This window comes from Methylomonas sp. DH-1 (genome assembly GCF_046097555.1).
GTDB lineage: Bacteria > Pseudomonadota > Gammaproteobacteria > Methylococcales > Methylomonadaceae > Methylomonas > Methylomonas koyamae.
Map to the genome: position 1 here is coordinate 1814801 of NZ_CP143089.1, position 23868 is coordinate 1838668.

Genomic DNA, 23868 nt, shown 5'->3' on the forward strand with positions numbered 1-23868 from the left:
GTCAATCTGTGACGCGCAACCGTTCGGCCCATCTCCGATCCCGCGGACCGTCTCTTGCTGTTGCGGTGCGGCGGGTATGCGGGGTTTGCGAGGCAGGCATGCATCTTTTTTCGAAAATCCATTTTTTATTGATTGCCGCAGTAGCGGCGATGCCGGTGTCGGCCCACGGGCCGGTGCCGGTCTCGTTGCAAGGAGTACCGGTGCCGCCGGTGCCGGGATTGCTGGACGGCTCGAATCCGATTGTAGTGAATAAATCGGCGGCGATTGCGTTAGGCAAGGCCTTGTTTTGGGATACCAACGTCGGTAGCGACGGGATGGCCTGCGGTTCGTGCCACTTTCATGCCGGTGCCGACGGCAGAGTCAAAAACCAGTTGAATCCGGGGGCGAAGAGTAGCAACGCCAGCGGCCAAACCTTCGACACGTTGGCGTCCGGTGGCGGCGGGCCCAACCATACCTTGCGTCCGGACGATTTTCCGTTGCATCGCGTCGCCGACCCGGCCGATAAATTTAGTGCGGTGACCTTTTCCACCGACGACGTCGTGGCGTCTTCCGGCACTTTCAGCGGCGAATTCAAGGGCGCTTCGCGGACCGGCGGCAATGCCGACCAATGTTCGCGTAGCGTCGATGAGGTGTTTCACGTCAATCAAACCGGTACCCGGCGAGTCGAGCCGCGCAACGCGCCAACCGTGATCAACGCCGTCTTCAACCAACGCAATTTCTGGGACGGCCGGGCTAACAACATCTTCAACGGCAGCAGTCCGTGGGGCGAGCGCGATCCGAATGCCGGAGTCTGGGTCAAGGTCAATTCGCGTTCGGTGACCAAGGAAAAACTGCATCTGGAGAACTCGTCGTTGGCTTCGTTGGCGACCGGACCCGGTTTGAGCGACACCGAGATGAGCTGCCGGAAACGGACTTGGGCCGATATCGGCCGCAAGCTGTTGGCGCGCCAAGCCTTGCAAAACCAGAAAGTCCATTACGAAGACAGCGTGCTCGGGCCTTACAGTTTGAGCAGTATCGGCAATCTGCGGCCAGGCCTGAATACCACCTATAAAAATTTGGTGATGCAGGCTTTCAATGCCAAATACTGGTCTTATAGCGGCATCGGCCCGTTCGGTGCGCCGCCGGGGCAGGCGGCTTACAATCAGATGGAAGCCAATTTCTCGATGTTCTTCGGTCTGGCTCTGCAGCTTTACCAGTCGACTTTGGTATCCGACCAGTCGCCGTTCGATCTGAGTCCGGTCGATGCCGGCCTGCGGCCGACCTGGACCAACGTCTTCGGCGCCACGCCGGCCGAGACCGATGCCAAACGCCAAGCCTTGAAGCGCGGCGGTGTCTTGTTTTTCAACAACCACTGCAATTTGTGCCACACCGGGCCGAGCTTAAGTTTGGCCGCGGTGGCGACCAATGCCGCGTTATTAAAACCGGAAGCCGGTAAATCCTTCGGCCCGGCAGCGACGCCGATTCCCTACGGCCCGAATGCGTTCGGACCCGGGAATGCGGCTTATGCCGCCGGCATGACCCAGTACGTCAATCCGATAACCCGCGACTATAACGGCGACGTGCTGCCGTTATTGATGGATTTGGGCTATGTCAACACCGGCGTCGCCGATCCCCACAACGATCCGGGGATAGGCGGTGTGGACGATTTCGGCAACCCGCTGTCGTTCAGTTCGCAATATATCCAGTACCTGCAAGACCGTCCGCAGGGTATCAAGGACAGTCTGGTCAAGAATATTCGAGCCTGCGATTTCATCACCTCGATCGCGATCAATAGCGAATTTCCGGAGCCTTATTACTTCACCGCCGTGGAAGGGGTGCAGGCGGACGGCAGCCGCGAAGGCGTGTTGCGCAACCAAAATTGTGCCGATCCGGCGACGGCCTTCATTCCGTCGCCGAGCGCGGCGCGCGACGAAGCCAATGCGGTGAATCTGGGCGTGGCGGTCAAGGCGGCCTTTAAAGTGCCGACCTTGCGCAATATCGAACTGACCGGGCCTTATATGCACAACGGCAGTATGGCGACGTTGGAGCAGGTGATCGAGTTTTACGGCCGGCAAGGCAATTTCCATAACGAGAATTTGCATTTTCAGGTCAGCACCATTTCTTCGTCGATCAATTCGCCGGCTAACCGGGCCGATCTGATCGCTTACCTGAAGGCGTTCACCGACGACCGGGTGCGCTACGAAAAAGCGCCGTTCGACCATCCGGAAGTGGTCGTACCGAACGGCCACGAAGGCAACCACGAGGCGGTGGTCGCCGGCAATCCGTTGCAAGCCGATCTGGCCAAGGACGAAGTGCTGGTGGTACCGGCGGTCGGCGCGAACGGTTCGGCAGAACCGTTGCTGCCGTTCGACCAGTTGTTGGCGCGCTGACCGGCCGCACGCCGGTTTTAACAGCGGCCCGCGCCGCGTCTGGCGACGCGGGCCTTCAGGACATCATGATCAAGTAGAGATTAAATTATGCAGAGTTCCATCAATAGCAGGGTAGCGCTGGCAATATTGGCCGGATCGAGTCTGGCTGCCGCGGAGCCGGCAGCGGCTGCGACCAGTTTCAACAGTTCCGCCGGGTTGAGTTACAGCATCGAAAGTATCGCCAATCTGACGAATCCGGGGGATTTATCCGGACTGGAAATCGTCGGCTATTTCCGCCAAATCGATGCTCCGGCCTATCCCGGCGACGAATATTCGCAAGTGCAAATCAACGGCACCGGCTCGGTAGCCGCCAACAATCCGGATTTGGCGACCGGTTCGGCTTTCAGTTACACCTTTGCCGCCAGCGGCACGCTGGCTAACGGTACGCTGGACGCCCACCATCTGGCTTGGTACGGCTTGGAATTTCGCAATAACGGCAGCGACAGTTACGCGATCAGCCTGCGCCTGGATTACCTGCTCAGCGCGGCCGTCGGCGCGGAGACTGATTCCAGCTCGGTCACTATCGATTTCTTTAACGGCGACGGGCTTTTGTGGCAAGGTTACGACCGGGTCGATACCGCGTTTAACGATTTGGACGTGGTATTGGCCGGCAGCAGCGGCCCGTTCGGTTTCGAATTGGCCGCCGGGCAAGTGGACGGCTTGTACGCCGATGTGCGGATGGATAACCATCTCGAGGCGTCGCCGGTGCCGCTGCCGGCCGCAGTCTGGTCGTTCCTGGCCGGCGTGATCGGCATGTTGGGCCTGAAAAAGCGGCGTCACGAACAGTCGGCTTGATTTTTCCCGGCTGCGGCTAGGTTCGGGCGAAGCGGGCCGCAGCCGTCACACTACCCGGTCCGGCACGGCTTGGCCGGCGAAGAAGGCCTGTAAATTGGCCAGCACCCTTTCGCCCATCGCGGTGCGGGTGGCGATTGTGGCGCTGCCCAAATGCGGCAATAAAGCCGCATTTTCCAATTCCAAAAAGCCGGGATCGAGGTGCGGCTCGCCTTCGTAAACGTCGAGGCCGGCGCCGGCGATGCGTTTTTCCCGCAACGCCCGGATCAAGGCTTTACTGTCGACCACGTCGCCGCGGGCGGTATTGATCAAATGTGCGCTGGGTTTCATCAGGTTCAAGCGGCGTTCGTCGATCAGATGGCGGGTATCGGCGCCGCCGGGACAGTGCAGCGACACGAAATCGCATTGCGGCAATAGTTCTTCGACCGTTTCGCAACGCACCGCTTGCAGGTCGGCGACGATTTCCGGGTCGGCCGGGCTGGGTTTGACATACAAAATCTTCATGCCGAAGCCGTGGTGCGCTTTGCGGGCCATGGCCTGGGCGATGCGGCCGAAGCCGATCAATCCCAGCGTCGCGCCGGTGACGTCGCTGCTCATCATATGGGTAGGGCACCAGCCTCGCCACTGGCCGGAGCGGACCAAGCGGTCGCCTTCCGCGCCGCGCCGCGCCGTCATCAACAACAAGGTCATGGCAATATCGGCGGTGCTTTCGGTCAGTACGCCGGGGGTGTTGGTCACGACCAAGCCTTGCTCGCGCGCGGCGGCGATGTCGATATGGTTGTAACCCACGCCGAAATTTCCCAGAATCCGGCAGCGTTTGTTGGCGACGTTCAGCACCTCGGCCGGCAACGCATCGCAGACGCTCGGGCAGACTGCGTCGTAATTCCGCAGGGCCGCGCGGAACTCGTCGGCGCTCTGCGGGCGGTCGTCGCTATTTAGCGTCGTGTCGAACAGTTCCTGCAGTTTGGCTTCGACAGCAGCCGGCCAGCGCCGGCTGATCAACACTTTGGGTTTGCTCATCAAAATTTCCTGTAAGGCTGCAATTCGAACCGCCAGTATAAGCCAGCCGGCGGTTAGTTTCAGGGGCGGGATTAAGGGTCTAAAGCCGGGTTCGAACGGGAAATCTCGCCGGTGGTGTGTTCGCGGTCGTAGGCTCTGATCCGTGCCGCCCGCAGACTATTGATACTGGCGATGTTCTCGTCGTGCTGTTGTAGTGCGCGCTGGCGTTGGGCTGCGGCGTATTGCTGTTTTTGCTGCTGCAGTTCCAGCGCCAGTTCGGGTTTCCGGTATTGCATTTCCAGCCGGCCGGCGGCGATATCCTGCTCGTCCAAGCGCGACTCGGCATCCACCCGGCTTTGCAATAATTCCAGGGCCCGTTGTTGGTTGGCCAACTGCCGCTCCGCCAGACGGTTGGCGTCTTCGATTTGTTGTTGGCGCAGGCTGCGTTCGGCTTCGATTCGGGCTTGTTCGCGCTCGATTCGGCTTTGCTGCGCTAGCGATTCTTGTTGGCGCAGCAAGGCTTCGGCCGTGGCGGCGAATTGTTCGGTTTTTTGGTAATCCCGGTATAGCCAGAGTCCGGCCCCCGTAACCAAGGCAGCGGCCACTGCCGCTTGCCGCGGTGCTAGTTGAAAAATTGGGCGCGGCCGGTCCGGAGGATTGGCCGAGTCGGCCGCGGCCTGCGCCATGGCCAATTTGCGGTCGTAAGCCAGGCGCCGCTGTTGGTCGGACAGGATCAGGAAAGCCTCTCTGGCCCGGGCCAAACTTGCCAGCGAAGCGTCGTCGTGGCGGCCGGTGTAGAGGCGTTCGACAGTTTTGAAGGCGCTATGGATTTGTTGCGCGGTCGCGGATTCAGGAAGGTTTAGCAATTGGTATAAAGTTTTCGCCATGGCCGGGGCCTCTCGCCTTGTCGTGAGTCGCGGCGGCGTATCGGCAGGTTTGCCGGCCGCAGCCGCCGATGGAATCATCGGTGGCTGCGACTATAGGCAACTCGGGGCTACAACGCAAATAATCGCGCGAAGCCCGGTCAGGCGATGGCGTTGCCGATACCGGTTTGGCGGCGGCGCAATAAGGCCAACGAACCGAGCAGGCAACCCAGCGAAAACCAGGCCACGCCCGCCAGCGGCAGGCCGGATAGCCTGTAGGTTTCCGACACGTCGCCAGCGATCCCGCGTTGCGGCGCCTCGTCGGCAAAGTCGCCGGTTGCCAGCCGGTAACTGGCGCCGGGAATTAAGTGCCAAGCCACGCTGCTGAGCGCGAGGTAATCGACGGTCGGCCAGTCTAACGGCTTGCATTGCTCGACCCGGACGGCATCGGCCGGGCAACGGGCGATAGCTGCCGAAAACAGAGCTGGGGTGGCGGAGTCGTTTTCTATGGCGTGGAAAGGGTCGCGAATCGGTGAGTAAAAAACTGTGGAATCCGGATCGGAGCCGGTGACGGGTTGGCCGGTCGGGCTGACTTGGGCCGGGGCAGCCAATAACGCGATTAACAGTGCTGAGTGTTTCATGACATCCTCCCTAGGCTGTTAGATAACAGTTGGTCCTCGGCTTTTCTCAGCAAAAATGGCGCCGGGGTAAAAAAGTCATTGAATAACAATCGTTTAATTGATTTTTGGCTGGGGATTGGCCAAGCTGGACCGGAGTTTTTGCCGGATTTTGGTGCGGATTCCGACCGATTTTGGTGTGTTGTGCACCGCTGCGAGCAGGAAAATGCTAGTGGCGGAGAGGGATGGTGCCGGTTTGCGAGCGGGCGGCGAAGCGGAATTCGCCGCCCGGACCGATAGCGAGGCTTATTTCGCGGTAGAGCGGTAGTATTCGATTGCCGCTGCGACGCCGCTGCCGGCTTTGATGTCGAAGCCGTGGTCCAGCATCGCCATTTCCACGCCGGCAATGGCGCCCAGCAAGGACACGTCGTTCATGTCGCCGACGTGGCCGATGCGAAATACTTTACCGGCCACTTCGCTCAAGCCGGCGCCCAACGAAATATTGTATTTGTTGTAAGCGGTGCTGATGACGTGACGGGCGTCTTTATCGGCCGGCACGACGATGGCGGTAACGGTGTCGGAAGCCCAGCCTTCTTGTGCGCACGCTTGCAAACCCCAGGCAGATACCGCGCGGCGCACGCCTTCGCCCAAGCGGTGGTGGCGAGCGTAGACGTTCTCCATGCCTTCTTCCAGCAACAATTCCAAAGCTTTACGCAAGCCGTACAGCATCGGCGTGGAAGGGGTGTAAGGGGTGTAGCCGTCCTTGTTGGAGGCGGCCATGTCTTTCAACGAAAAGAACGAACGCGGGAAATTGCTATTGTCGATTGCAGCCAAGGCTTTTTGGCTGAAGCCCAAAATCGCCAGACCGGCCGGCAACATAAAGCCTTTTTGCGAACCGGCGATGCTGGCGTCCACGCCCCATTCGTCTTGGCGGAAATCGATACTGCCGATGGCGCTGACGCCGTCGGAGAACAGCAGGGCAGGGTGGCCAGCCGCGTCCAGCGCTTTGCGCACGCCGGGAATGTCGCTGGTGACGCCGGTCGAGGTCTCGTTATGCGTCGCCAGCACGGCTTTGATTTCGTGGTTTTTGTCCTCTTTCAGGCGCGCTTCCAAATGGTCCAGCGGAATGCCTTTGCCCCATTCGACTTGGTGGATTTCGACGTCGAAGCCCAGTTTGCGCGCCGCTTCCGCCCACAAGTGGCCGAATTGGCCGAAGCGGTAAATCAACACTTTGTCGCCTTGATTCAAACAGTTGGTCATCGCCACTTCCCAGCCGGCGGTACCGGTGGCCGGGAACACGAAGCATTGGCCGGTTTCGGTGCGGAACACTTTTTTCAGGTCTTCCAGAATCGGCGCCAGCAGCTTGGGGAAGATCGGCGAGCGGTGGTCTTCCATCGGCACGTGCATCGCGCTCAGAATTTCGTGTGGGGTATTGGTTGGACCTGGAACAAAAAGGTGATTGCGACCCGCCATCTGCTTCTCCTTGGAATTTTAGAATCGTCGAAAACCGCGGGATGGTGCCATATAAGGCTGTTTTCGGCAAGTCGGATTGGCGGGTTCGGCATCGTCGTCCCCCCGCTATCGTCCCAATTCCGGCCGGTATGCAGTTAAATTGCCCTCACCGGCAGGGCTGTTAGTAAAATCCGGGCCGTACCATTGAATATTCCGGCTAAGGCCGGCCGATATTTCTCCCGCGGACAAGCCGGCGGCCTACCCAGCGGTGGGCGCCGCAACCGCAAAACGGAAGCTCGAAAATGACGATACTTTTGGTGGAAGACGATGCCGTTTTGGCGGACGGACTGGTTCATGCGCTAGCCAAAGCGGTTATCGCGTGACATGGGCGGCAACCGGCGTCGGCGCGGAAGAATTATTACAGAACCGGAGTTTCGAGCTGGCCGTGCTCGATTTGGGCCTGCCCGATATGGACGGACTGGATTGGCTGCGCAGGCTGCGCGAGCGGCGTATCCTGTTGCCCGTATTGATTTTGACCGCGCGGGACGGGATGCGAGACCGGATCGAGGGTATCCGGCAGGGCGCAGACGACTATATGGTTAAGCCGTTTGCGCTGCAGGAACTCGAAGCGAGAATCCATGCCCTGATGCGGCGCTGTTACGGGGCGTTCGGCCGCAGCGTCGCGGTGGGCCGTCTGACATTGGAAGCGCAGTTCCGGCGCATCAGCGCCGACGGCGAGCCGATCGAATTGACCGCGCGGGACTACAGGGTGTTGGAAATCCTGATGCTGCAAGCGGGTAAAGTCGTCGCCAAGGAGCGCATAGGCCGCCTGCTTTCCGCCGACGACGAAACGCAAACCGATAACGCCATCGACATCTACCTGTACCGGTTACGTAAACGCATTGGTCGCTACGGCGTGGCGATTCGCACCGTGCGCGGCCTGGGCTACCTGTTGGAGGCGGGTACGGATGAATAAGCTCAGGAGTCTGAAGCACCAACTGATATTGAGTTTGAGCCTGCCGCTGTTGTTTTTCGTCGTTGCCGATTCGGTAATGTCGTATTACGTGACGCAGCATTACGTCAATGAAACGTATGACCGTTGGCTGACCGATTCCGCCAAGTCGCTGATTCAGGAAATCCGGGTCAGGCAGGACATGGTATCGGTGGAATTGCCGTCGGTGGCGTTGGAAATGTTCAAATGGGATGAAGAGGACAAGATTCATTTCAAAATCGTTTCGGCCGACCACACTGTGTTGGCCGGCGATGCGATCGTACCGGATCCGCCTTTGCGGGTCGAAGACTGGTCCGTGCCGGCCATTTACGACGCCATCCTGAATGGGGAGCCGGTCAGGGTGGTATCGATCCGCGTTGAACTGCGGAGCGGGGCGGAACCGGTTTTCGTTTGCGTCGCCGAAACCAAAATCAAGCGCCGGACGATGATGCGCGATTTTTTGTTGGTCGATTTGGTGACGCAGTTGATGCTGGTGGGGCTGACGGGCTTTTACCTGTTGGCCGGAACCCGCCGCGGCTTGCAGCCGCTACAGGTACTGGCCGGGCAGGTTGCCCGCCGTTCGCCGCGCGATCTGAGTCCGATTTCGGATATTGAAACGTTCATCGAAGTGCGCACGCTGACGGATACCATCAACGATTTGCTGGGCCAACTGCACCAAGCCGTCGAGACGCAGAACCGTTTCATCGCCAATGCCGCGCATCAACTCAGAACGCCGCTGGCAGGCTTGAAAATCCAAGCGGAGCGGGTTTTGCGCGAACCCGGGGCGATAGCCTACGTGCCGGCCTTGGCGCAGATTCGCGACTGCGCGGACCGTTTGTCGCACCTGACTTCGCAATTGCTGGTTCTGGCAAAATCGGAACCGATCAAGGGCGGTTCCGAGTTGGAGCCGGTGGATTTGCACGCGTTGTCGCGCGAGATTTGTATGGAATGGGCGCCTTTCGCTTTACAACGGCAGATGGAACTGGCCTTCGACGGGCCGGGGCATCCGGTGTTGGTCGCCGGCGACGCTACCCTGCTGCGCGAGCTACTGGGTAATCTACTGGATAACGCCATTCGTTACGGATTCGAGCGCGGCAATGTCTCCGTCGCGTTGCAGGAGCGGCCGCAGCCGAAGCTGACCGTAGCCGACGACGGGCCGGGTATACCGGACGGCGAAATCGGTCGGGTGTTCGAGCGGTTTTACCGGCTCGGTCCGGGTACCGGCTGCGGATTGGGTTTGGCGATTGTAAAGGAAATTGCCGATCTCCACCGGGCGCGGATCGACGTAGGCCGCGGCGAGGAAGGCTGGCGCGGCACGCGGATCGAATTGGCGTTCCCGGCCCCGCCGGCAGGCGCCGCGGGCAATGCTTACACTTCGCCGGAGTGCTCTTCGAGCAAATAACCCAAACCGCGCAAGGTGCGGATGCGCGCGCCGTAAGGCTTGATGCGTTTGCGTAAACGGTGGATATTGACCTCGATGGCATTGTCGCCCAATTCGTCGTCTCCGGTCGCCAGCCGCTGGGCGATCTTCTCCTTACTGACCACACGGCCGATTTGCAGCATCAGCGATTCCAGAATGCCGTACTCCCGCGCGAACAGGATCAACGGTTCGCCGTCGGCCAGGACCCTATGTTCCAGCGTATCGAGGGTAAGCCGGCCGCAGACGATGTCCTTGCTGAAATTGCCGTAACTGCGCCGAATCAGGGCATGAATCCGGGTTTCCAGTTCGGCGAGGTCGAACGGCTTGGTCATATAATCGTCCGCGCCTTTTTTCAGCGCTTCGATGCGGTCGTCGAGCGCATCGCGCGCGGTCAAAACCAAAACCGGAACGGTGACCTGGCGGGTGCGCAAATTCCGTAACAATTTCTGGCCGTCCATGTCGGGTAAGCCCAGATCCAGCACGATCAGATCGAAATTTTTTGCCAGTAACATGCCTTCGGCATAGGTTGCGGTGGCCGCCGAGGTCACATCGTAGCAGGATTGTCTCAAGGTATGGCTCAAGCCATCCGCCAATACGGGGTCGTCTTCGACGAGTAGGATATTCATGGTTTAAACGCCCAGTGTATTAACGAACCGGCAGCAGCTACCCCACGGCCACCGGCGGTTTCCGCAAACAGCCGGTGGGCGTTCGGCAGCCGGTAAGGCCGGGCTGCCGATTTCGAGCGGGCGCCGCTGCCGTCAATTTGTTCTCGGGTCGTGGCGTTGCCAATAACGATTGGCCAGTAAAACGTCTCGAATCGGCGCATGGTCGTTGTCGTGTTTGACGACCAGGACCGGTATGGCGGAGTTCGCCATGATTTCCGTAGTCGTGCTGCCAAGCAACACGGCGGCGGCTCGGCTGTGGCCGCGGGTGCTGATCGCGATCAAGCTGGCGTCGAGCCGTTTCGCCCATTCCAGAATGCTGCGCGTCGCGTCGATACCTTCTTCGTAAATCGGGTTGACGCAGATGCCTCGGGTATCGGCGGAAACCACGAACCGGGCAAATTCAGCTTCCTCCTCGCCGCGTTTGATCGCGTCGTGCTCTTCGTAACGAATTACCGAGTCGTCAACGAACACGTGCATCGCCGAACATTCGCCGACGCCGGCAGCCCTGGCGATGGCCGCAGCCTGAGACAGGCCGGCCGCAGAAGATGCCGAGAAGTCGATAGGCACCAATATGCGGCGGAATTCCGGATTGCTGCCGTTGGGCACCATCCAAACGGAACCCTGGCCCAGCATGGCCAAACGGCGCGCCAGCGAGCGCTGGCCGCTGCGGTCGGGACGGTGTCCGAGCAGGGTGACGTCGGATTTTGCCTCGAGCGAGTGTCCTACCAAGGCATCGATCCGGTTCGGGCCGTGCAGCAATCGGTAATGAACTCGGGCTTTCGGCAATTTTGCGGCCAAGCGCTGTTGCACGGCCTCGCGCATGCGCTCGAGCAGATCGCCGGCCGCGTCTTTCGGATTGGCGACGTGGACAAAGTAAAAGGTTTTGCCGATACCAAGCTCGGCAAGGCGCTCGACGTAGCGCAGCAAGCCGGCGTCTTCGCCCCTGAGCGCCAATGCGACGCTGACGTTATCGAAATTCAGCGCTGCCGCTGCGGGGGTGGCGAGTTTCGCCGCCGGTTCGATTGGCTCAGCCGCCTTATGGGCTGCCGCGGGCGTGTCGCAGAAACGGCGCGCCGCAAAATAGATTACCAGCGCGGCCAGAACCCCGGTTAGAAAGTCGGTGGCTGGCACCATCACCGCGGTAAACACCATCAGGACGGCGTGGAAACGGTTATGGCCGAACACCTCTTTGATTTCGGAAACCTTGATCATGTTCGAGGCGACCCACAACAAAATGCCGCCGATACAGGCCATCGGCACCAGTTCCAAATAACCGGCAATGTAATATGCCAATGTCAGTTTAAACAAGCCTTTGAAGTAGCCGGCCAGCGGCGTGACCGCGCCCGCCTTAATGCTGGTCGCGGTGCGGGCCAGAGCGCCGGTACATGGAAAGCCGTTTACCATCGGCGTAATAATCTGCACCAGCCCCTGGCCCCAGAACTCCTTGTCCGGATTGAACGGCGTTTTGCGGTTCCCGGCCAGACGGTCGGCCATCGACGAGCATAACAGGCTTTCGACGGCGGAAACGAACACGATAGCGGCGACGAAGTAGGCAATGTCGGCGACGACGCCGGCGGTGATGTCGGGCATGGCCGGCGGCGTAAAAACGAAGAAATTATTCGGAATCGAGCCGTAAATGTCACGGACCAAAATCACGCCCTTGTCTGCCAGTACCGTAGCGGCCAGCGCTGTGGAAATGCCGATTGCGATCAGCGGCGCGGGGATGAAGATGGATATGCGCAGCAAGCCCTTGGTCAGGATAAAAGTCATCAGGCCCAGCATGACCGACCACAGGTTGATTTTGTCGAGATTGGAAAAGGCTTGCGTCAGGTTGTGCAGCATGCCGCCTTTGATATCTTCGTCCTCTCCCAGCAGTTCGTTGAAACTCTCGATCCCCAGGATGGATTCCAGGTTGGTCAAGGCAATCGCCGTGGCGATGCCGACCGTAAAACCGACGATGATCGAATTGGGTACCAGCTTGGCGTAGCGGCCGAGTCCGAATAAACCCATCAACATCAAGATCACGCCGGCTATCGCCGATACGAGTACCAGGAAGCCGTGCGCTTCGACGAAGCTGCCGCCGTTGGCTTCGCCGTATTTCTGCATCAGTCCGGCGATGATGGGGATGAAGGCTGCGGTCGGTCCGTAGACCTGATATTTGGAGCCGCCCCAGGTTCGGCCGATGATGCAGGCCAATGCACCGGCAATAATCCCTTGCTCGGGCCGCAGCCCCATGGCCATGGCGAAGCCCATCGCCATTGGAATTGCCGTCAGCGCGACGACCAAACCCGCACTCAGGTCGCGATAGGTGGTTTTTAGCCAGGTCTCGCGCGTTAGGTCTTCGAATCGGTCATCCCAGAAGGTGTTGAAGCTTTTCAGCCGTTGCAACAGAGTGGCCGAACGCTCTGGAGCCGAATGGGCGAGCTGGTCCGGGTCGCTGGCGGCGGCCGGTCGGTAACGGTTTTTTTCGATTGAATTCATGGTTAGCTCTCAGGGATTCACGCAGGGTAAGCGGTAGCGGCGGTTAAAATCTCGACTTCGGTGATTTTCAATTTGCTCTTCCGGATAAACGGAATCGGGTCGAAGCTGTCCTTCCGGTGCAGAGCCAGCCGGTAATGTTTCGGAATAACCGCCTCGTCGATCTAGTTCCCCGCCAAAAAGTTATTGAAGGCGGCTTGGTTCCAACCGGTAAACAAATCGGTTCTGATCGATACCTCTTTATCCGCATGCCTGCGCAGCATGGCGCGATAGGCATTGACGTAGTCGCGGCTGCGCAGGCCGCGGATGGTTTCTATCTTGGAGAAAAACAACAAATCGGAGATCGAATCGGGTAACGACATGCAATAAGTTAAAACGATGTCGAGCGGACGGTTTTCGGAATGGGAAATAACATGTTCGACCAATTGCAGAGACGGCTCCGAAAAATCGGTCGGTACTAATACGGTTTTTTTCATGGCAGCCACTTACCGGGTTGTTGGGTGGCATCGATTCTAGCCACCGCAACTTTCACCCGGCTTACATGAAACTTACATCAACCTTTCGTCCGGATTCCATTTCGCCAATCCGGGCGCGGCTGGTTGCGAATCTCTGCCGGATCGGCGAATTTTTTCGTACTTTAACGACATTGAGCCGGTCGCCCGCGCCGGCATGGAAGCCGCGTCGGCTTGGCCTGCCGCTAACCGCGCCACCGCTTGCCGCGGTTGCCGGAATTGTGCTGTAAACGCCCGTAAGCGTTGACTTTACTCACCCCGAAAGTAAAATGGCTGGCTATTTTTAGCCAAGAAGCGACTGCCGATTCAGCGGTCCGCTCTCAGACCTTAGGAAAACTATTCATGAGCCACACCCTCTACCAAGCCAATGCCCAACGGGTACAACGTTGCGAACTGGCAGTGCCGGGTTCCAACCCGGATATGTTCGAAAAAGCCCTGAAAAGCGGTGTGGACTACATCTTTTTGGATTTGGAAGACGCGGTTGCGCCGGACGACAAATTGCAAGCGCGCAAAAACGTGATCCAAGCCATCAACGACCTGGATTGGGAAGGCCACGGCATTACCCTGTCGGTGCGGATCAACGGCCTGGATACCCAATACATGGTGCGCGATGTGGTCGATCTGGTCGAGCAGGCCGGCAGCAAGATCAAAACCTTGCTGGTGCCTAAAGTCGGCGTTTACGGCGATGTGTATATGGTCGAGGCGATGCTGAACCAATTGGAGATGCAACAAGGCCTGAAGAACCGGATCGGCATCGAAGCCTTGATCGAGACCGCGTTGGGCATGGCCAACGTCGAAGATATCGCCAAACAGGGTTCAATCGGCGGCCGGCTGGAAGCCTTGCACTTCGGTGTGGCCGATTACGCGGCCAGCAATCGGGCCCGTACCGTCAACATCGGCGGTTTGAATCCGGATTATCCGGGCGACCAATGGCATTTCGCGATCAGCCGGATGACGGTGGCTTGCCGGGCCTACGGTTTGCGGCCGATCGACGGCCCGTTCGGCGACATCAAAGATCCTGAAGGTTACAAAGCCGGCGCCCGCCGCGCCGCCGCGCTCGGTTGCGAAGGCAAATGGGCGATTCATCCGTCGCAGATCGCGCTGGCAAACGAAGTTTTCACGCCGCCGGCCGCCGAAGTCGAAAAAGCCAAACGCATTCTGGAAGCGTTGAAAGAAGCCGCCGCCCAAGGCAAGGGCGCCGCCGCACTGGACGGCCGCCTGATCGATGCGGCTTCGGAGCGCATGGCCAATAACATCGTGCGCATGGCCGAAGCGATCGCCGCGAAAAGCAAATAACCCTTTTGTTTTAAAAAGCGATAGAACAGAACCACCATGTATCGAGCTTGATTTTATGGAGAATACAATGGGCAAGATAGTTACGTTCTTTAATCACAAAGGTGGTGTTGGTAAAACGACATTGGTACATAACTTGGCATTTATTTTGGCTGAAAGAGGATATAGAGTTCTGCTAATTGATGCAGACTCCCAAATGAATTTGACAGCAGCTATGTACGGTTTGTCGACAAGTATCGAATACTCCATGGATGATAGTTCAAAGTGGAAAGAAAACGTTCAAAAATATATTTCATTCTCTGAATATATTGGTAAAGAGGTAAATGAAACTGAATGTGGTAAGACTTTCTTTGAGAAAAAATTGATAAACGAAGAAACTGGAAAAGAAGGCGTAATAGATCTGATTTCTGGGGATATAAATCTCGCAATGATTGAGGCTAATCTTTATGGGGTGGTGACTCAAAATAATGAGTTTACAAGAAAAATACCTGGGAAATTTGAAAAGTCTATAAGAGGGCATAAAAAAAATTATGACTTTGTATTTATAGATACATCTCCAAGTGCCAATAGTATTATTAATGCCCTTATAATGCTTTCAAGCGATTTTTTTATAGCGCCAGTTTCGCCATCGTTTTTTTCGCTACAAGCGGTTGATAATTTAAGTTCCATTTTCCAAAACTGGATTGAATTACTTAAGAGTTATCAAACAACCAGAAACTTTGATGGACTTAGCTTCCAGCCAAAATTCTTAGGTCTAGTTGTTCAGATGGCGAAGCGCTTCAATAGCGGTCAGCTTAAAAATGAAGACAATACGGAATACTCGAGGTCTACCGAAAAATGGATATCTGATTTGAATAATAGTGTTCAGAAGTTTTATCAATATTCAATTCTAAGAGGTATGTCGATTTCGGAGGATGATTTTAGAGATATTTTTAAGTCTTCCGAACCTTTTGTAATTCAAAAATGCTGTGATTTTACGCCTCAACTGCGATCTATTGCAGAAAAAGCAGGAGTTCCAGTCGTTTCTTTAACACAGGCGTTATGTAGGACACATAGAGATTCTGTGCCCGTCGATATTGAAAACGAGGGCAACCAATACGCAAAGTCGTTTAAAAGTATTTCTAAGTCTTACAATGCGATAGCAGACGGACTAATAGAATTACTGGCAAAACAAGCTTAAAAATTATCAAATTAGAGAAAAACAGGAAATTTTGTGGACATTCATGAGTACCAAGCAAAACAGTTGCTGTCCGAATACGGCGTGAAAATCGCCGAGGGCGGTCTGGCTTATAGCCCGGAGGATGCGGTGCAACGGGCGCGCGAAATCGGCGGCCACGTCTGGGTGGTCAAGGCCCAGATTCACTCCGGCGCCCGCGGCAAGGCCGGCGGCATCAAGGTTTGCAAAACCCACGAAGAAGTGGCGGATGCGGCCGAAGCCCTGTTGGGCAAGCGCTTGGTCACCCACCAAACCGGACCGGCCGGCAAACAATGTTTGCGCCTGTACGTCGAAGCCGGCACCGACATTGCGAAGGAATTGTATTTCAGCTTGTTGATCGACCGTGCCCACGAAAAAATCGTTATGGTCGGCTCGGCGCAAGGCGGTATGGAAATCGAAGAATTGGCCGAAACCAATCCGGACGCGATCAAAAAAATCCATATCGAGCCGGCGGTCGGCTTGCAGGATTTCCAGGCGCGGGAAATGGCCTTCGCCTTGGGCCTGGACGCCGACCAGGTGCCGCACGCGGTTAAATTGATTCAAGGCTGCTACCGGGCCATGCGCGACCTGGACGCCAATATGGTCGAGATTAATCCTTTGGTTGTCACCGGCCACGGTGAAATCATCGCGCTGGACGCGAAAATGGGCTTCGACGACAACGCCTTGTTCCGCCGCCAAAAAATCTCCGAACTGCGCGACAAGACCCAGGAAGACCCGCGGGAAATGGCCGCGGCCGACCGCGGCTTGAGCTACGTCGGCCTGGATGGCGACATCGGTTGCATGATTAACGGTGCCGGTCTGGCGATGGCGACGATGGACATGATCAAACTGGCAGGCGGCGAGCCGGCCAACTTTTTGGATGTCGGCGGCGGCGCCTCGGCGGAGCGGACCGAAAAGGCTTTTCGCATGGTATTGCAGGACAAAAACGTCAAGGCCATGTTGGTCAATATCTTCGCCGGCATCAACCGCTGCGACTGGATCGCCGAAGGCGTGGTGCAAGCGGTGAAAAACATCGATATGAAAGTGCCGCTGGTGGTGCGCCTGTCCGGTACCAACGTCGAGTTGGGCCGCAAAATCATCGAAGACAGCGGTTTACCGATCATCACCGCCGATACGCTGGCGGAAGCCGCCGAGAAAGCCGTAGCGGCACGCAATCAAGTCGTCGCGGCCCGAGGATAAGGAAACAACATGGCAATTTTTATCGATAAATCCACTCGCATCATCGTCCAAGGCTTTACCGGCAAGATCGGTACCTTTCATGCTCAGGACATGATCAATTACGGCTCGAACGTGGTCGGCGGCATTACGCCGGGCAAGGGCGGCCAGAAACATCTGGACCGGCCGGTATTCAATACCGTCAAGGAAGCCGTCGAACAGGCCGGCGCCGAAGCCAGCATCGTGTTCGTGCCGCCGGCTTACGCGGCCGATTCGATCATGGAAGCGGCCGAAGCCGGCATCAAATACTGCGTGGCGATTACCGACGGCATCCCGACCCAGGACATGATGAAAGTCAAAATCTTTCTGAGCCGGTTTCCGAAAGAAAAGCGCATGGTGCTGACCGGCCCGAATTGCGCCGGCACCATCAGCCCCGGTAAATCGATGCTGGGGATTATGCCGGGCCACATCTACATGCCGGGTAACGTCGGCATCGTCGGCCGTTCCGGCACGCTGGGCTATGAAGCCGCCGACCAAATGAAACGCCTGGGGATAGGCGTGTCGACCTCGGTCGGTATCGGCGGCGATCCGATCAACGGCAGTTCGCACCGCGATATTTTCGAACGCTTCGAGCAGGACCCGGAAACCAAGGTGGTGATGATGATCGGCGAGATCGGCGGCCCGCAGGAAGTCGAAGCCGGCATGTTCGCCAAGGAAAACATGAGCAAACCGGTGGTCGCTTACATCGCCGGTTTGACCGCGCCGAAAGGCCGGCGCATGGGCCATGCCGGCGCGATCATTTCCGCGTCCGGCGAATCGGCGGCGGAAAAAGTCGAGATGCTGCAGCAATTCGGCGTAACGATCGCACCGACCCCGGCGGCGATGGGCGAAACCGTGGCCAAGGTTCTGGCCAAACTCTAAGCCGGTTCCGTCCTCGACAGACTAAAGCCCGTCCAGCGCGGGCTTTTTTATGCCAGTTGCCCGCTTGCGGCTTCATCAGACGCGGGCAAACTGGTACTATCGCTAGTTTTTGTTTTCCGTCGCAACATGCCATCCGCACGTTTACTAGAGCGCCTCAAAGCTTACCAATCGCTGACCGCCGACCAGCAAACCGTCATGAAGTTGTTGGCGCTGTACTACGGCTACAGTTCGCCGACCAATCTGGCCAAGTGTCTGGCTAATGTAGACATAAAAGAGGCCGGAAAAGCTCTGAAATCAGAAGCGGTGAAAAGCCGCCTGAAACCTTTGTTGAAACTCGGGCTGGTCGAGGAGAACGCCAAATCCGGCGGCAGCCGTTGTTGCCGGACGCTGGTGGAAGTCATCGCCCGGCAAATGGTCGATACCGGCGAGTTTCCGCGTTACGCCTCGGCGGTACTGGCCGCCAATCCGCCCGGTATCGGCTATTACCGTTACAGCAGCGTCGACGATTGCATTCGCGAGGCGCGCTTGCAGTTTTACCGCGGCGATTACCGCAAGGTCGACGAATGCCTGGAGGGCGGCGCCCGTTATCTGGGTAAATTGCCTGCCGCCAACGAATTGTATTTGTCCTGGTTTTTGAATCCGCTCGACAGCGTCTGGTTCAGCAAAAACCATCCGCAGTTGCTGGTCGGTTTGGCCGGATACGCCGGCTTGCACCAATTGCTCTATCTGTACGCCGATCCGAAACTCGACGAACTGCTGGCAAGTTTGATGTTTGCCGATACCGGCGAGAACCTGGATTTCCTGAATCGGGTCGGTCTGGAATTGCAACTGCTGCGCGGCGACTGGGAAGCGGTGGCGGCTCGGACGCGGGCGGCGGCCGATCCGGAATTGCAGGCCTTGGCCGCGGCATTGGCCTTTCTGCGCGGCGATTATGCCGAAGCCGTCAAGCTTTACGAGGCCGCGCTGGTGGCGCAGCGCAAACTGGCCGGCCAGCGTAACGCCTATTTTTACGGTCTGGCCGGCGTGTTTTACCCGTTGGCGATACTGAAACACAACGACGCCAAAACCCGCGCCAAACTCGGCACGCTGCTGAACCAAGCGATCAAGGGCGACGGTTACTGGATCGGCGTCTACCACGATCTGGCTTTGTTCAACCGCTTTCTGCAAGGCGAACTGCAGTTGCGCAGCCAATTGCTGGCAGCCGAACCGCCGTACAAGATCGGCGACGGTTACCGCGACAGCGGTTTGCCGGAGACTTTGCATACGCCGCCGCTGCTGTTGCACGTGTTGTCGTTGTTGATCAAATTTTGGGTTAAGGCCGACCACTTCCAGCGGGTCGAGCCGCTGACGCAAAAGCTCTACCGGCATCTGTTGGATAACGGTTACCGCTGGCCGGCCGCTGAACTGGCCAATGTATTCAAAGCCTTGGAACCGCCGCGTGCGCAACAGTGGGATTGTGGTTTTCTGCAGGGCCGCCCGGCCTTGAGCGATTTGTTCGCCAGCCGCGCCGATTGGGAGCTGGCTTTGGATGCGCTGGCGAATCTGCCTCTGGCCGACAAAAAAAATGCCGCGGCGCCGGCGATAGACAAACCCACCCGCTTGGTCTGGCTGCTGGCTTACGACGAGAACGGCCATCGGGTGCGGATCGAGCCGCGCGAGCAAAAATTGCAAGCCAAGGGCAGTTGGAGCAAGGGCAGGGCTGTGGCGTTGAAGCGGCTGGCGCAGGAGACCGACCAGTTCGATTATCTGAGCGAACAGGATTTGAAGCTGTGCGCCCACATTAAGGAATATCGCGACAGCGGTTGGTACGGCGGCTCCACCTTCTTCGATTTCGACAGCGGCATGCCCCAGGCTTTGGTCGGCCACCCGTTACTATTCTGGGCTGATACGCCCGACGCCAGAGTGGAAGTGCTGAAAGGCGACGCCGAATTGCGGGTTAAGAAACTGGACGGCGGCAAGATCAAGATCACGCTGGAGCCGCAACCCGGATACGAACAGAAATTTCATGTCGGCAAGGAAACGCCGACCCGGTTGCGGGTGGTCGAATTCAGCCCCGAACACCATAAAATCCACGGCGTGCTCGGACCGAACGGCCTGGAAGCGCCGGCTTCGGCGCAGGAACGGGTATTGCACGCCCTGACCGCCATTTCCGGCGTTTTGACGGTGCATTCCGATATCGGCGGCAGTTCCGCCAACGCCGAGCAGGTTACGGCCGACAATACCCCGCGCGTGCATTTGCTACCGCTGGGCGAGGGGCTACGGGTGGCGGTATTGATACGGCCGCTAGCCGAGGGCGGCGCCTATTACCGGCCCGGCCACGGCGGCGAGAGCGTACTGGCCGAGCTGGACGGCCGCCGGGTGCAGGCGGTACGCGATTTGGCTCTGGAAAAACAACGCGCCGCCGGCGTCTTGCAGGCCTGCCCGGCATTGGCTGCGGCCGAGCAGGACGCGGCCGGGGAATATCTGCTGGAAGACGTCGAGCAATGCCTGGAATTGCTGTTGCAACTGCAGGCACTGGCCGAAGGGCAGGCGATTCTGGAATGGCCGGAAGGCGTCAAATTCAAGGTGCTGGGTCAAGCGGCCGGGACCGGATTGAATATGCAGGTCCGGCGCGACAACGACTGGTTCAGCGTGCAGGGCGAGTTGCGGGTCGACGAGAATACTGTGGTGGAAATCCGCCAACTGCTGGGCTTGTTGGACGAACGCCAGGGCCGCTTCCTGAAGCTGAAAGACGGCCAATTTTTTGCATTGACCGAAGAATTCCGCCGCCGGCTGGAAGATTTGAGGGCTTACGCCGACTTGAGCGGCAAGAAAGTTAGATTGAATCCGTTGGCGGCGCTGACTTTGGAAGACTGGCAGGACGAGGCCGGATTTCAAGCCGACCAGCATTGGCAGAACCAATTGCAGCGCCTGAAACAGTCGCGCGACTACCAGCCGCAACTGCCGTCGACCTTCCAGGCCGAGCTACGCGACTACCAGATGGCCGGCTTTCGCTGGTTGGCGCGGCTGGCGCATTGGGGCGTCGGCGCCTGTCTGGCCGACGACATGGGCCTGGGCAAGACCGTGCAAGGCTTGGCATTGCTGTTGGCGCGGGCACCGGACGGGCCGAGCCTGATCGTCGCCCCGACCTCGGTCTGTATGAATTGGGAAAACGAGGCGCGGCGTTTCGCGCCGACCTTGAACCCGCAAATTCTGGCCGGCGGCGACCGCCAAGGTTTGCTGGACAACCTGGGGCCTTACGATTTGCTGATATGCAGTTACGGCTTGCTGCAGCAGGAGACGGTGGCCGAGATGCTGGCCAAGATTCGGTTCCAAACCGCGATTCTGGACGAGGCGCAATGGATCAAGAACATCGCCACCCGCCGCTCGCAAGGGGCGATGAATTTGCAGGCCGATTTCAGGCTGATCATGACCGGCACGCCGCTGGAAAACCATTTGGGCGAGCTGTGGAATCTGTTCCGTTTCATCAATCCGGGCTTGTTGGGATCGCTGGAGCAATTCAACCGCCAATTCGCCGGGCCGATCGAACGCGACGCCAATCCCGAAGCCCGCTATCGGTTGAAAAAGTTGATCCAACCCTTCATCCTGCGCCGTACCAAGACCCAGGTGCTACAGGAATTGCCGCCGCGCACCGAGATTCCGGTTTACGTCGAGCTCAGCGCGGAAGAAATGGCGTTTTACGAAGCGTTGCGCCGGGAAAGTCTGGAAGCGTTGGCCAGCGCCGAAGCGCCGGCCGGGCAAAAGCAATTGCAGATTTTAGCCGCGATCAGCAAATTGCGCCGCAGTTGCTGCAACACCCGCCTAGTCAATTCCGGCGTGGCTTTGCCCAGTAGCAAGTTGGCCGCTTTCGGCGATATCGTCGACGAGCTGTTGGACAACAAGCACAAAGCGCTGGTGTTCAGCCAGTTCGTCGACCATCTGCAATTGATTAAAGAATACGTCGAACAACGCGGCATCGCTTACCAATATCTGGACGGCAGCACGCCGGCCAAGGAGCGCCAGCAGCGGGTCGACGCCTTCCAGCGCGGCGACGGCGAATTGTTTTTGATCAGTCTGAAGGCCGGCGGCGTCGGCTTGAATCTGACCGCTGCCGATTACGTGATCCATATGGACCCATGGTGGAATCCGGCCGTGGAAGACCAGGCTTCCGACCGCGCCCACCGCATGGGCCAACAGCGGCCGGTGACGATCTACCGGATGATCGCCAAGCAGACCATCGAGGAAAAAATCGTTGCGCTGCATGGCCACAAGCGCGATCTGGCCGATAGCCTGCTGGACGGCGCCGACGTCAGCGGCAAAGTGTCGGCGGACGAACTGCTGAGTTTGATGAAGGGCGACGCCTAACGCAAAAATCCGGCCGCGGCCGGATTTTGCTGAAGGGAACCTCTAAAAATTGCGCCCGGCGAGTAAAATGAGTCGGAGCTAAAGACCTTTGGAGAGCAGAGATGACGGTGGCACAAGACGACCTTTTCGGTTCCCTGTTTGAACATCGTGATCGTCGGATCGATCGGCTGGGCAATCCGTTGTTGGAATTGGACGCGCAAGTGGATTGGGAAGCGTTCCGTCCGTTGCTGGATCAAGTCCATCACAAAGTCCGCAAATCGTCTGCCGGGCGTAAGCCTTGGGATGGGGTGTTGATGTTCAAAGCGTTGGTCATCGCTAGTCTCTACAATCTGAGCGATGAGCAACTGGAGTTCCAAATCGAAGACCGGCGCAGTTTCCAGCGATTTATTGGGTTGTCGGATGCCAAGCACGCGCCGGATCGCAACAGTTTCTGGCTGTTTCGTGAGTCACTCAAAGAACTGAAACTCACCGAGACGTTATTCAACGAATTCAACCGGCAATTGGATCGCGCCGGCCTGATCGCCCGCAAGGGCCAACTGATTGACGCCAGCTTCGTCAAGGCGCCGGTGCAGCGTAATACGCCGGACGAAAACGCCCGGATTAAAGCCGGCGAAACCGTCGAGGACTGGTCGGCCTCCAAACGCAGTCAGAAGGATACCGATGCGCGCTGGACCAAGAAAGGCGACAAGAGCTATTACGGGTACAAGAATCACGTCAACGTTGATAATGCCCACAAGCTGGTGCGCAAATACACGGTCACCGATGCCAGCGTCCACGACTCCCAAGCCCTGAACGGCTTGCTTGATAGCGGCAACACCAGCCGGGATGTGTGGGCCGACAGTGCCTATCGTTCCGAAGCGGTGGAAGAACTGTTAAAAGTCCAAGGCTACCGCAGCCGGATTCACCGCAAAGGGGTGCGCGGCAAACCGCTGACTGACCGGGAAAAACAAGGCAACAGTACCCGCTCCAAAACCCGTTGCCGGGTCGAGCACGTGTTTGCCTGGATGGCGCAATGGGGCGGTAAGGCGATCCGTTGCATTGGCCTAGCCCGCGCCGAAGTACGTATCGGCTTCATGAATCTGGTGTACAACATGCGACGTTTTTGCGCCATTCGCAGGGTAGCTGCGTCTTGATGCCGCCCATCGGAGCTGAAAAGGCTTCGAGTTGAAGGTAGTCCGCTTGGAAATGCCAGCTTTCGAGCACGTTTTACGCCCCGAATCTGATTAATCGTGGATTTTTAGAGGCTCCCTGAAGTTTATTGCCCGCGCAGATTGTGTTTTTTGCGGGCGATGTTGCGGCTGGCCTTGTTTTGCTGGTGGTTCAACCGGGCGCGTTCCGCCGGCGTCACCACGCCGTCGGCCTGGGCTGCGTTTTCCTGGCGTTCGATCCGCATTTGCTGGCGTTCCAGGCGGTTGGCTTCGCGCCGGGTCAATTCGCCGGATTCGATACCTTGTTCTATGCGTTGTTCTTGGATTTCCTGGCGGCGGTCGACGCGGGGCATGTCGACGTCGGCCCAGGCGGTTTGGCAAAGCGTCGTAACGGCCAGCAAGCCGAATTTGGTAAAAGTATTCATTTGTGCCTCTTCGAGAAAATAGGTATCCCACCGCCGCAGCTACCGCAGGGTGGCCGTCCGGCCCGTTAGAACTACACAGCCGGTAGCGGCATTTTAGCCGGATTTATTAACCCCGCCTTAACTCGCGGCCGGCCGTGGCTGCCGCTAATCGTCGCCTTGCGAATTAACA

The 23868-nt window shown here is 58.0% G+C and carries 18 protein-coding genes; 10 read left to right on the top strand and 8 right to left on the bottom strand.

Annotation, left to right across the window (positions count from 1 at the left end; all coding sequences use genetic code 11):
- Nucleotides 1–98: 98 nt before the first annotated feature.
- Nucleotides 99–2369: a cytochrome c peroxidase gene (locus VXJ35_RS08630; protein ID WP_064021277.1), complete on the top strand. Its 2271-nt coding sequence runs from the start codon at nt 99–101 to the stop codon at nt 2367–2369.
- Between the two features lie 87 nt (nt 2370–2456).
- Nucleotides 2457–3203, top strand: a complete 747-nt coding sequence (locus VXJ35_RS08635) for a VPLPA-CTERM sorting domain-containing protein (protein WP_064021278.1) — start codon at nt 2457–2459, stop codon at nt 3201–3203.
- Nucleotides 3204–3248: 45 nt separating this feature from the next.
- Here VXJ35_RS08635 and VXJ35_RS08640 read toward each other — a convergent pair whose 3' ends face one another.
- From VXJ35_RS08640 to VXJ35_RS08655, 4 genes are all read right to left on the bottom strand, one after another.
- Nucleotides 3249–4220, bottom strand: coding sequence for a D-glycerate dehydrogenase (locus VXJ35_RS08640; protein WP_064021279.1), 972 nt, complete (start codon nt 4218–4220; stop codon nt 3249–3251).
- A 71-nt stretch (nt 4221–4291) separates the two neighbouring features.
- Entirely contained in the window at nt 4292–5086 is a 795-nt protein-coding gene (locus VXJ35_RS08645) for a hypothetical protein (RefSeq protein ID WP_064021280.1), read from the bottom strand.
- A 137-nt stretch (nt 5087–5223) separates the two neighbouring features.
- The gene (locus tag VXJ35_RS08650) at nt 5224–5703 is read right to left on the bottom strand and encodes a hypothetical protein (protein ID WP_064021281.1); all 480 of its coding nucleotides are present in this window, start codon (nt 5701–5703) and stop codon (nt 5224–5226) included.
- 282 nt (nt 5704–5985) lie between these two features.
- The gene (locus tag VXJ35_RS08655) at nt 5986–7152 is read right to left on the bottom strand and encodes an aminotransferase class V-fold PLP-dependent enzyme (protein WP_064021283.1); all 1167 of its coding nucleotides are present in this window, start codon (nt 7150–7152) and stop codon (nt 5986–5988) included.
- A 358-nt stretch (nt 7153–7510) separates the two neighbouring features.
- Here VXJ35_RS08655 and VXJ35_RS08660 point away from each other — a divergent pair, with 358 nt between their 5' ends.
- Both VXJ35_RS08660 and VXJ35_RS08665 read left to right on the top strand, forming a co-directional pair.
- Nucleotides 7511–8107, top strand: coding sequence for a response regulator (locus VXJ35_RS08660; protein WP_331711087.1), 597 nt, complete (start codon nt 7511–7513; stop codon nt 8105–8107).
- Nucleotides 8100–9524, top strand: coding sequence for a sensor histidine kinase (locus VXJ35_RS08665; RefSeq protein WP_064021284.1), 1425 nt, complete (start codon nt 8100–8102; stop codon nt 9522–9524). The genes VXJ35_RS08660 and VXJ35_RS08665 overlap by 8 nt, the downstream gene beginning before the upstream one ends.
- Here VXJ35_RS08665 and VXJ35_RS08670 read toward each other — a convergent pair.
- The 3 genes from VXJ35_RS08670 to VXJ35_RS08680 form a co-directional block, all read right to left on the bottom strand.
- Entirely contained in the window at nt 9491–10168 is a 678-nt protein-coding gene (locus tag VXJ35_RS08670) for a response regulator (protein ID WP_064021285.1), read from the bottom strand. The two genes, VXJ35_RS08665 and VXJ35_RS08670, sit on opposite strands and share 34 nt — an antisense overlap.
- A 132-nt stretch (nt 10169–10300) precedes the next feature.
- Nucleotides 10301–12688 (bottom strand): SulP family inorganic anion transporter, encoded by a 2388-nt coding sequence (locus tag VXJ35_RS08675; protein WP_082880855.1) that lies wholly within the window; start codon nt 12686–12688, stop codon nt 10301–10303.
- 161 nt (nt 12689–12849) lie between these two features.
- Nucleotides 12850–13161 (bottom strand): hypothetical protein, encoded by a 312-nt coding sequence (locus tag VXJ35_RS08680; protein ID WP_064021286.1) that lies wholly within the window; start codon nt 13159–13161, stop codon nt 12850–12852.
- 378 nt (nt 13162–13539) lie between these two features.
- Between VXJ35_RS08680 and VXJ35_RS08685 the strand changes: the two genes are divergently transcribed.
- The 6 genes from VXJ35_RS08685 (at nt 13540) to VXJ35_RS08710 (ending at nt 23259) form a co-directional block, all read left to right on the top strand.
- Nucleotides 13540–14493, top strand: a complete 954-nt coding sequence (locus tag VXJ35_RS08685; RefSeq protein WP_064021287.1) for a CoA ester lyase — start codon at nt 13540–13542, stop codon at nt 14491–14493.
- Between the two features lie 67 nt (nt 14494–14560).
- Nucleotides 14561–15670: a ParA family protein gene (locus VXJ35_RS08690; protein WP_197496012.1), complete on the top strand. Its 1110-nt coding sequence runs from the start codon at nt 14561–14563 to the stop codon at nt 15668–15670.
- Nucleotides 15671–15703: 33 nt separating this feature from the next.
- The gene (locus VXJ35_RS08695) at nt 15704–16885 is read left to right on the top strand and encodes a malate--CoA ligase subunit beta (protein ID WP_064021289.1); all 1182 of its coding nucleotides are present in this window, start codon (nt 15704–15706) and stop codon (nt 16883–16885) included.
- Between the two features lie 9 nt (nt 16886–16894).
- Nucleotides 16895–17782, top strand: coding sequence for a succinate--CoA ligase subunit alpha (sucD, locus tag VXJ35_RS08700; protein ID WP_064021290.1), 888 nt, complete (start codon nt 16895–16897; stop codon nt 17780–17782).
- A 126-nt stretch (nt 17783–17908) separates the two neighbouring features.
- Nucleotides 17909–22126 carry a DEAD/DEAH box helicase gene (locus VXJ35_RS08705; RefSeq protein WP_064021291.1) on the top strand — a complete coding sequence of 1406 codons (4218 nt, stop codon included), beginning with the start codon at nt 17909–17911 and terminating at the stop codon, nt 22124–22126.
- A 101-nt stretch (nt 22127–22227) separates the two neighbouring features.
- Nucleotides 22228–23259 carry an IS5 family transposase gene (locus VXJ35_RS08710; protein WP_064020809.1) on the top strand — a complete coding sequence of 344 codons (1032 nt, stop codon included), beginning with the start codon at nt 22228–22230 and terminating at the stop codon, nt 23257–23259.
- Nucleotides 23260–23381: 122 nt separating this feature from the next.
- On the opposite strand, the gene VXJ35_RS08715 is transcribed toward VXJ35_RS08710, so the two are convergent.
- A complete protein-coding gene (locus tag VXJ35_RS08715) occupies nt 23382–23699 on the bottom strand; it encodes a hypothetical protein (protein ID WP_064021292.1) in 318 nt (105 codons plus the stop codon).
- Nucleotides 23700–23868 lie beyond the last annotated feature (169 nt).

Excerpts from the sequence above, each read along its gene's own strand:
- VXJ35_RS08630 (WP_064021277.1), top strand. The coding sequence starts at position 99 with ATGCATCTTTTTTCGAAAATCCATTTTTTATTGATTGCCGCAGTAGCG.
- VXJ35_RS08635 (WP_064021278.1), top strand. The coding sequence starts at position 2,457 with ATGCAGAGTTCCATCAATAGCAGGGTAGCGCTGGCAATATTGGCCGGA.
- VXJ35_RS08640 (WP_064021279.1), bottom strand. The coding sequence starts at position 4,220 with ATGAGCAAACCCAAAGTGTTGATCAGCCGGCGCTGGCCGGCTGCTGTC.
- VXJ35_RS08645 (WP_064021280.1), bottom strand. The coding sequence starts at position 5,086 with ATGGCGAAAACTTTATACCAATTGCTAAACCTTCCTGAATCCGCGACC.
- VXJ35_RS08650 (WP_064021281.1), bottom strand. The coding sequence starts at position 5,703 with ATGAAACACTCAGCACTGTTAATCGCGTTATTGGCTGCCCCGGCCCAA.
- VXJ35_RS08655 (WP_064021283.1), bottom strand. The coding sequence starts at position 7,152 with ATGGCGGGTCGCAATCACCTTTTTGTTCCAGGTCCAACCAATACCCCA.
- VXJ35_RS08665 (WP_064021284.1), top strand. The coding sequence starts at position 8,100 with ATGAATAAGCTCAGGAGTCTGAAGCACCAACTGATATTGAGTTTGAGC.
- VXJ35_RS08670 (WP_064021285.1), bottom strand. The coding sequence starts at position 10,168 with ATGAATATCCTACTCGTCGAAGACGACCCCGTATTGGCGGATGGCTTG.
- VXJ35_RS08675 (WP_082880855.1), bottom strand. The coding sequence starts at position 12,688 with ATGAATTCAATCGAAAAAAACCGTTACCGACCGGCCGCCGCCAGCGAC.
- VXJ35_RS08680 (WP_064021286.1), bottom strand. The coding sequence starts at position 13,161 with ATGAAAAAAACCGTATTAGTACCGACCGATTTTTCGGAGCCGTCTCTG.
- VXJ35_RS08685 (WP_064021287.1), top strand. The coding sequence starts at position 13,540 with ATGAGCCACACCCTCTACCAAGCCAATGCCCAACGGGTACAACGTTGC.
- VXJ35_RS08690 (WP_197496012.1), top strand. The coding sequence starts at position 14,561 with ATGGGCAAGATAGTTACGTTCTTTAATCACAAAGGTGGTGTTGGTAAA.
- sucD (WP_064021290.1), top strand. The coding sequence starts at position 16,895 with ATGGCAATTTTTATCGATAAATCCACTCGCATCATCGTCCAAGGCTTT.
- VXJ35_RS08705 (WP_064021291.1), top strand. The coding sequence starts at position 17,909 with ATGCCATCCGCACGTTTACTAGAGCGCCTCAAAGCTTACCAATCGCTG.
- VXJ35_RS08710 (WP_064020809.1), top strand. The coding sequence starts at position 22,228 with ATGACGGTGGCACAAGACGACCTTTTCGGTTCCCTGTTTGAACATCGT.
- VXJ35_RS08715 (WP_064021292.1), bottom strand. The coding sequence starts at position 23,699 with ATGAATACTTTTACCAAATTCGGCTTGCTGGCCGTTACGACGCTTTGC.